The following is a 6564-nucleotide window of genomic DNA, read 5'->3' as shown; positions in this document are numbered from 1 at the left end:
ATCAAAATTTCCTCATTATGTCCTTTTGTATATTAAATGTTCAACACAACCTAATCAATTCGCAATTTACTGACTAATTTTTTGATAAAAAAGCAAGGATAACTGTCCTTGCTTTTTTATGGGCACAAAACTACCAAAACCAGCTATTTGGCGTATTTGACAAGCTATTTAGCGTGTTTCATACAGGTGGTCGCAAAGGGTACTGCTTCTAGACGCTCAGGTTCGATTTCTTCACCACTCACAGCGCAAATACCGTAAGTTCCATTTTCGATACGAAGTAAGGCATTATTCACCAATTCAAGGTTTTGCTGGGCTTCGACTAGCAAGTTTTTACGTACATCGTTTTGCTCATTAATCACCGCTTGGTCATCCCAATCTTGGGTTATATCCGTATCAGGATTTTGCATATCATGTTGGATTTTATACACGCGAGTTTGGTATTCTTGTTTTAGGTCAAGTAATCGTTGTTTTGCTTTGTCAAGGTCAACCATACGGCCTCCAATTTTATAATAAAATATTGAACGCAGTGCTGCGTTCATGTTGTTGTTTTTATAAGCTTATCATCAACACCCTTCTTAATAAAGTAGTAATATAGTAGTAATACCGTGTTATCACCGCGCGTGGCGTTAGTTGATAGCATCAATAATGTTAAAAATACTCAAAATATGCTAATCTACGCTTATTTTTTTATTCAATTTTTGTTGTCATGTGACGACGTTTTATCGACCCCTACGGGTCACCATCCTGTTGTTAACTTAGAGGTTAATCCATGCAATTTGCTCGTTTAAACGATATTGATGTTTCTGGCAAAACAGTTTTGATTCGCGAAGATTTAAATGTACCGTTAAAAGATGGCAAAATTGCCAATGATGCCCGCTTAAAAGCAAGCTTGCCCACTATTCAGTTGGCTTTAGATAAAGGCGCAGCGGTTATCGTGTGTTCGCATCTAGGCCGCCCAGACCCATCAAACCCTGAAGCCAAATATTCGTTGCAGCCAGTCGCAGATTATTTGGGCGATGCCCTTGGCAAACCTGTCAAATTAGTGACCGATTATGCCCAAAATAATGTGACAGTAGCCCCAGGTGAAGTTGTGCTACTGGAAAATGTACGTTTTAATGCGGGTGAGAAGAAAAACGATGCTGCTTTATCTGAACGCTACGCCGCTTTATGTGATGTATTTGTGATGGACGCTTTCGGTACGGCTCACCGTGCTGAAGCGTCAACAGAAGGCGTTATCGCCAAAGCAAAGATTGCTTGTGCAGGTCCGTTATTGGCGGCAGAACTTGATGCATTAGCCAAAGCTTTGGATAACCCAGCCAAGCCAATGCTTGCGATTGTTGGCGGATCGAAAGTTTCTACGAAGTTGGATGTTCTTAAATCATTGGCAAAAATCTGTGACCAAATCATTGTGGGCGGTGGTATTGCCAATACATTCTTGGCAGCCAAAGGTGCCAATGTCGGTGCATCGCTATATGAAGCGGACATGGTGGAAACGGCGAAAAGCATTATGCAAGAAACCCATGTTTTACTACCTGACGAAGTGGTCGTCGCCAAAAAATCACAAATTGATTTTGATGATTTTTTGGGCTCGCTAGAATCTGCCGATGCCGTAACCAAATCTGTCAATACCATTGCAGATGATGAAATGATTCTAGACATTAGCCCAAGCAGTGCGGCGAAACTTGCCGATGCGATTAAAAATGCCAAAACCATCTTATGGAATGGACCTGTCGGCGTATTTGAAGTCGATAAATTTGGGGAAGGTACCAAAATCGTCAGTGAAGCAGTCGCAGCAAGTGAAGGCTTTAGCATTGCAGGCGGTGGTGATACGCTCGCTGCGATTGATAAATACAAGGTCGCCGATAAAGTAAGCTACACATCAACAGGGGGCGGGGCGTTCTTAGAATTTGTGGAAGGTAAAACGCTACCTGCCGTGCACGCACTGAGCCAACGTGCCTAAACGCTAATAATCATTGTCATTAATTCAGCGATTTAAATTTATCATGGCTGAATTAATGTAATGTTAAGTTAATATTTGTATGGTAAACATTGTAATTAATTGCACCAAAAATATATTGTCGATAAGATATTATATAAGTATGTATACCCATATGTTTGGCGTTTTTTAAGGAATGAATATGTTAAAACGTAATTTAGTATTGGCAACTTTATTAGCCACTTTATCAATCACGGCATGTAGTAAAAAAACGGAAGAAGCCGCAGCTAACGGTCAGCCTGAAGCTGCAGCGAGCGCAGCGGGTCAAGACATTAAAGACGCGACTGCAAGTGCCGCCAGTGCAACAGCAAATGCAGGTGACGCAGTTGCCAGTGCTGCTACCACGGGTGCCGCGGTTGCCCAAGGCGCAGCAATCAACGCGACTGAAGCTGTTGCCAATGGTGCCGCCCAAGCTACCGAAAACGTAGCCTCTGCTGTAGCGACTGGTGCAGCCAATGTAGCACAAGGTGCAGAAGCGGTTAAAAACGATGCAGCAAATAGCAACACTGATATCCAAACCACGGTACCAGAAAAACAAAAATATTAATTTTAGCATTTACTCTAAAAGAGCCCCAAAATTATTTTGGGGCTTTTTGATTGGGTTAGGCATGTTGTCATGATATCTATCATCGCAAAGTTATTTTTTTTGAATTCAAATTGTAGTGCACTTCTGTTATACTCAAGCCTTGTCCAACACGGCAAAAACCAGTTTTTCTAAAATTTTCAATTGATTATTAACTTTACTAAGAGAAAGTAATATGGCTTTGATTTCTTTGCGTCAGCTTTTAGACCATGCAGCAGAAAACAACTATGGTGTTCCTGCATTTAACGTCAATAACTTAGAGCAAATGCGTGCCATTATGATGGCAGCCGATGAAACCAACTCACCTGTGATTGTGCAAGCATCGGCAGGCGCACGCAAATACGCAGGTGCTCCATTTTTACGCCATCTTATTTTGTCTGCCATTGAAGAGTGGCCACATATTCCAGTGGTTATGCACCAAGACCATGGCACCAGTCCAGCGGTTTGCCAACGCTCAATCCAATTGGGTTTTTCATCGGTGATGATGGATGGCTCATTAAAGAGTGATGGTAAAACCCCTGCAGATTATGATTATAATGTAGCAGTGACGCGTGAAGTGGTAAAACTCTCTCATGCTTGTGGTGTATCAGTAGAAGGTGAAATTGGCGTTTTGGGTAGTCTTGAAACGGGTATGGCTGGTGAAGAAGATGGCGTAGGGGCAGAAGGTAAACTTGACCATTCACAGCTGTTAACCAGTGCTGATGAAGCTGAGCAATTTGTTAATGACACCCATGTCGATGCCCTAGCAATTGCAGTCGGCACTAGCCACGGGGCGTATAAATTTACCCGACCACCTACCGATGATATCTTATCGATTGCACGTATCAAAGAAATTCATGCGCGTATTCCTAATACTCACCTCGTGATGCACGGCTCTTCAAGTGTGCCACAAGAATGGCTCAAAGTGATTAACGAAAATGGCGGCAATATCGGTGAGACTTATGGTGTGCCAGTTGAGCAAATCGTAGAAGCCATCAAACATGGTGTACGTAAAGTCAATATCGACACCGATTTACGTTTAGCCTCAACCGGTGCGATTCGCAAATTCCTCGCTGAAAACCCGGCAGAATTTGACCCACGCAAATATTTTGCCAAGACTATCGATGCGATGAAAGCGGTTTGTATCGATCGCTATACCGCATTTGGTACGGCGGGTAATGCGGATAAAATTCGCCCAATTAGTCTAGAAAAAATGGTTAATTTCTATAACTAAATACTAGAACTAAGTTTTAGCAAATGACTAAAAAGCATGAAATTCAAGTGGGTTGACTGAGGTTGCCCACTTTTTTATTGGATTAAATTATTTGTAGTGAGTCATCAATGATAGGATTAATTCAAGGGCAAGTGCATCATCTAATGGCACCTACGGTAGTGGTAATGACCACAGCGGGCGTTGGGTATGAAATTGAGATGCCGCTCAATGCATTTTGTCAAGTACAATTAAATCAGTCCGTCACCTTATGGACACATTTTTTGGTGCGCGAGGATGCTCAGTTGTTATTTGGGTTTTTAAGCCATAGCGATAGGGAAGTGTTTAGACTGTTGCTTAAAGTCAATGGGGTGGGGGCAAAGATGGCGTTGGCAATGATGTCAACCGTAACGGTGCAGGAGTTGCACCAGTTTGTGATGAACAATGATGAGCTCGCATTGACGCGTATCCCAGGGGTTGGCAAAAAAACCGCACAGCGATTGATTGTTGAATTAAAAGACAAAATCAAGCATTTAGGTGATACGTCAGGTTTTGCCCCTTCATTGCCATTAGAGACCGATAGTGGCAATGAAGGCATTATTATTGCTGAAGTCGAAGCGGGGTTGATTGCACTAGGATATCGCGATAAAGAAGCGCAAGCTGCGATAAAACTGGCAAAATCTGCCATTGATTCACCGTTAACCATCCAAAATCTGCTTAAAGCGTCTCTTAAGAATTTGGCGATGAATTAAAATTGCATAAAAAAAAGAGGCGCAAATGACCCTCTTTTTTTCACCATTAACTTTATTCTTTTTCGGTTTTTGACGCATCTGGCTGAGATAATAAGTTTTTTTCTAGATAATGAATGTTTTGCGCTTGTTTACAAAATGCCTTGTCTTGCAAAATCACATCGCGATGCAATGGCACATTGGTTTTTATGCCGGTGATAATCAGCTCATCAAGGGCATGGCGAAGCTTGGCAATCGCTTGCTCGCGGGTTTGCCCATGACAGATTAATTTGCCAATCAATGAGTCATAAAAGGTAGGAATGGCATAGCTTGGATAAAGGTGCGAGTCAAAACGTACACCGCTACCATTTGGCATAAAGAAGTGGGTCACCGTGCCGGGTGACGGCATGAAAGTCACAGGGTCTTCGGCATTGATACGGCACTCGATGGCATGACCGCGAATTTCGATTTCGTTTTGACGATACGATAACCCATAGCCAGATGCGATTTTGAGTTGTTCAACCACTACATCAATGCCGGTAATCATCTCAGTGACAGGGTGCTCAACCTGTACGCGGGTATTCATCTCAATAAAGAAAAATTGCTCATCTTCATATAAAAATTCAAACGTCCCTGCACCGCGATAGTTAATTTGCTCACAAGCACGGACGCAAGCTTGCAAAATGGGTTCTTTAATGTCATCAGGAATCTCTGGGGCAGGGGCTTCTTCAAGCACTTTTTGGTGACGACGTTGTAGCGAGCAATCACGATCAAATAAATGAATGGCATTGCCTTCGCCGTCACCTAAAACTTGCACTTCGACATGGCGTGGGTTTTTTAAAAAGCGCTCCATATAAACGCTATCATCGCCAAACCACAATTCGGCTTCTTGTTTGGCGGCTTGAACTTGAGATAGTAACTGCTCAAGGCGTTCAACCACGCGCATACCACGACCACCACCACCAGCTGCCGCTTTGATCAACAGAGGAAAACCAATGGCTCTAGCTTGTTCTTCAGCATTAGCCAGGGTGACGCTACCCACTGAGCCAGGGACGGTAGGCACACCGGCTTTTTTCATGGCGTTGATAGCGGATATCTTGTTACCCATTAAACGAATGTGCTCAGGCGCAGGACCTACGAAGGTCAGCCCTGCCTCTTCCACACGTTCGGCAAATTCGGCATTTTCAGATAAAAATCCATAACCTGGGTGAATGGCATCAGCGCCAGAAATTTCTGCGGCTGTTAAGATAGTATCGATATTGAGATAGCTTTGACTGGCATTTGGCTTGCCAATACAGATGGATTCGTCAACGAATCGAAGGTGCATCAAGTTGTCATCTGCAGTTGAGTAGACACCCACCGTTTGAATGCCAAGCTGCTTACAAGCGCGAACAATGCGAAGCGCAATTTCACCACGATTGGCGATCAGTAATTTTTTTATCATTGCTATCCCTAATTTTTATCGATAATCAAACTTCAAATAGACAAAAAAGTTAAAAATTAAGACTCGTAACGGACAATCGGTTGACCAAATTGCACCACATCGCCGTTTTGTACCAAGATTTCTGCAATGATACCGCTTTGGGTGGCTTCAAGCGGGTTCATGATTTTCATGGCTTCAATAATGCCTAAACTATCGCCTGCTTGTACTTGTTGACCGACCTTGATAAATGGGGCGTCATTAGGACTCGGTGCAACATAATAAACTCCAACCATCGGTGATGTTTCTACCATGCCAGATTTTACAGGGGCAGCATTAGTGGTTGTCGTGGGGGCTGTATTTGCTGTGACGGGTTGAATATTCGCTTGCGGTAAATGGCGTGAAATAGAGACCTTTTTATCACCATCTTGTACGGTTAATTCTGCTAACGTTCGCTCTTCCATTAAGTCAATAAGTTGCTTGATTTTACTTATATCCATATCCTAACTACCTTAAAATTATACGCTTCATAGACAACTAATTCATAGATTGCCGTATTGTAACAAGATTTTTCTAAAATAAATAGATATAGCAGGGTATATTTGTGTACGTTTGTACACTTAAAATTTGCTGCCATGTTGCTATTGA

7 protein-coding genes are annotated in these 6564 nt (G+C 42.6%); 4 read left to right on the top strand and 3 right to left on the bottom strand.

The genetic code is table 11. The annotated features are described in order from the left end of the window. Nucleotides 1-164 precede the first annotated feature (164 nt). Nucleotides 165-491: a TraR/DksA family transcriptional regulator gene (locus RTN07_RS10520; protein WP_312177896.1), complete on the bottom strand. Its 327-nt coding sequence runs from the start codon at nt 489-491 to the stop codon at nt 165-167. 278 nt (nt 492-769) lie between these two features. Here RTN07_RS10520 and RTN07_RS10515 point away from each other — a divergent pair, with 278 nt between their 5' ends. From RTN07_RS10515 to ruvA, 4 genes are all read left to right on the top strand, one after another. Beyond that, nucleotides 770-1960, top strand: coding sequence for a phosphoglycerate kinase (locus tag RTN07_RS10515; protein WP_138019236.1), 1191 nt, complete (start codon nt 770-772; stop codon nt 1958-1960). Between the two features lie 178 nt (nt 1961-2138). Beyond that, nucleotides 2139-2543: a hypothetical protein gene (locus tag RTN07_RS10510; protein WP_007116727.1), complete on the top strand. Its 405-nt coding sequence runs from the start codon at nt 2139-2141 to the stop codon at nt 2541-2543. 211 nt (nt 2544-2754) lie between these two features. Next, nucleotides 2755-3792 carry a class II fructose-bisphosphate aldolase gene (gene fba, locus RTN07_RS10505; RefSeq protein ID WP_159676238.1) on the top strand — a complete coding sequence of 346 codons (1038 nt, stop codon included), beginning with the start codon at nt 2755-2757 and terminating at the stop codon, nt 3790-3792. Between the two features lie 107 nt (nt 3793-3899). Continuing rightward, on the top strand, nt 3900-4520 hold the full coding sequence (gene ruvA / locus RTN07_RS10500; RefSeq protein ID WP_007116725.1) for a Holliday junction branch migration protein RuvA: 621 nt from the start codon (nt 3900-3902) through the stop codon (nt 4518-4520). A gap of 52 nt (nt 4521-4572) precedes the next feature. Here the strand turns inward: ruvA and accC are convergent, their stop codons facing one another. Continuing rightward, nucleotides 4573-5940 (bottom strand): acetyl-CoA carboxylase biotin carboxylase subunit, encoded by a 1368-nt coding sequence (gene accC / locus RTN07_RS10495; RefSeq protein ID WP_219331210.1) that lies wholly within the window; start codon nt 5938-5940, stop codon nt 4573-4575. A 56-nt stretch (nt 5941-5996) separates the two neighbouring features. Beyond that, nucleotides 5997-6416: an acetyl-CoA carboxylase biotin carboxyl carrier protein gene (accB, locus tag RTN07_RS10490; RefSeq protein WP_312177893.1), complete on the bottom strand. Its 420-nt coding sequence runs from the start codon at nt 6414-6416 to the stop codon at nt 5997-5999. Nucleotides 6417-6564 lie beyond the last annotated feature (148 nt).

The sequence above is a fragment of the Moraxella sp. CTOTU46934 genome (assembly GCF_031979465.1).
GTDB classification, from domain to species: domain Bacteria; phylum Pseudomonadota; class Gammaproteobacteria; order Pseudomonadales; family Moraxellaceae; genus Faucicola; species Faucicola tetraodonis.
Note: the sequence above shows the minus strand (reverse complement) of the source record. Positions and strands in the feature narration are given on the sequence as shown.

Coding starts and splice junctions, on each gene's coding strand:
- RTN07_RS10520 (WP_312177896.1), bottom strand. CDS start 491: ATGGTTGACCTTGACAAAGCAAAACAACGATTACTTGACCTAAAACAA.
- RTN07_RS10515 (WP_138019236.1), top strand. CDS start 770: ATGCAATTTGCTCGTTTAAACGATATTGATGTTTCTGGCAAAACAGTT.
- RTN07_RS10510 (WP_007116727.1), top strand. CDS start 2,139: ATGTTAAAACGTAATTTAGTATTGGCAACTTTATTAGCCACTTTATCA.
- fba (WP_159676238.1), top strand. CDS start 2,755: ATGGCTTTGATTTCTTTGCGTCAGCTTTTAGACCATGCAGCAGAAAAC.
- ruvA (WP_007116725.1), top strand. CDS start 3,900: ATGATAGGATTAATTCAAGGGCAAGTGCATCATCTAATGGCACCTACG.
- accC (WP_219331210.1), bottom strand. CDS start 5,940: ATGATAAAAAAATTACTGATCGCCAATCGTGGTGAAATTGCGCTTCGC.
- accB (WP_312177893.1), bottom strand. CDS start 6,416: ATGGATATAAGTAAAATCAAGCAACTTATTGACTTAATGGAAGAGCGA.